The 1,259-nt window shown below is 65.7% G+C and carries 2 protein-coding genes; both read left to right on the top strand.

What is annotated here, in order from left to right:
* The coding region (locus tag IEY95_RS48445) for an alpha-amylase family glycosyl hydrolase (RefSeq protein ID WP_505994517.1) at positions 1-967 on the top strand (967 nt) is incomplete at its 5' end.
* A partial coding sequence (locus IEY95_RS48440; RefSeq protein WP_268240567.1) for an alpha-amylase family glycosyl hydrolase occupies positions 964-1,259 on the top strand: 296 nt, incomplete at its 3' end. The genes IEY95_RS48445 and IEY95_RS48440, both read left to right, overlap by 4 nt.

Here is a 1,259-nt window from a genome sequence, read left to right as displayed (position 1 = left end):
TGCCGAGAACCCGCCCAAGAAGTACCAGGACATCTATCCGATCGCCTTCGACAAGGACATGCCGGGGCTGATAGCCGAGACCATACGGCTGCTGCGTTTCTGGATGGACCACGGCGTACGGATCTTCCGCGTCGACAATCCGCACACCAAGCCGGTGGTGTTCTGGGAGCGGATCATCGCGGAGGTCAACCGCACCGATCCCGATGTGATCTTCCTGGCGGAGGCATTCACCCGGCCCGCGATCATGCACAGGCTCGCGACGGTCGGCTTCCAGCAGTCGTACACGTATTTCACCTGGCGCAACACCAAGGAGGAGCTGACCGACTACCTCACCGAACTGTCGGGCGAGGCGGCCGCGTACATGCGGCCCAACTTCTTCGTCAACACCCCCGACATCCTGCCCGGCTACCTTCAGCGGGGCGGCCGTCTCGCCTTCGAGGTACGGGCCGTCCTCGCTGCCACCCTCTCGCCGGCCTGGGGGATGTACGCCGGATACGAGCTCTGCGAGAACACCCCCTTCAAGGAGGGCAGTGAGGAGTACGCCGACTCCGAGAAGTACCAACTGCGGCCGCGCGACTGGGAGTCGGCCGAGGAAGAGGGCAGGACCATCGCCCCGCTGATCACCTGGCTGAACCGGATCAGGCGGCGCCACGAGGCCCTGCACGAGCTGCGCAATCTCCGCTTCCACGACACGGACAACGACGCCCTCATCGCGTACAGCAAGCGCACGGGCGACGACACGGTCGTGGTGGTGGCGAACCTCGACCCCCACCACACCCAGGAGGCCACGGTGTCGTTGGACATGCCGCAACTCGGCCTGGACTGGCACGAGTCCGTGCCGGTGCGCGACGAGCTCACCGACGAGACCTACCACTGGGGCAGGGCCAACTACGTGCGTCTGAAGCCGGGCGGTGCGCATGTGCTCGCCGTCGGCCCCTCGCCGCGGATCGGAGGGTCACCCACATGATGGTCAACGAGCCCGTCCCGGACATGTTCGAGGACACACCGGCCAGCGACCGCGATCCCGATTGGTTCAAACGCGCCGTCTTCTACGAGGTCCTGGTCCGCTCCTTCCAGGACAGCAACGGCGACGGCGTCGGCGACCTCAAGGGCCTGACCTCCCGGCTCGACTACCTGCAATGGCTCGGCGTGGACTGCCTATGGCTGCCTCCGTTCTTCAAGTCCCCCCTCAAGGACGGCGGGTACGACGTCTCCGACTACACGGCCGTACTGCCCGAATTCGGTGACCTCGCCGACTT

The sequence above is a fragment of the Streptomyces albiflavescens genome (assembly GCF_014645835.1).
In the GTDB taxonomy this organism is placed as follows: Bacteria; Actinomycetota; Actinomycetes; order Streptomycetales; family Streptomycetaceae; genus Streptomyces; species Streptomyces albiflavescens.
This window is presented reverse-complemented; position numbering and strand designations above follow the sequence as displayed.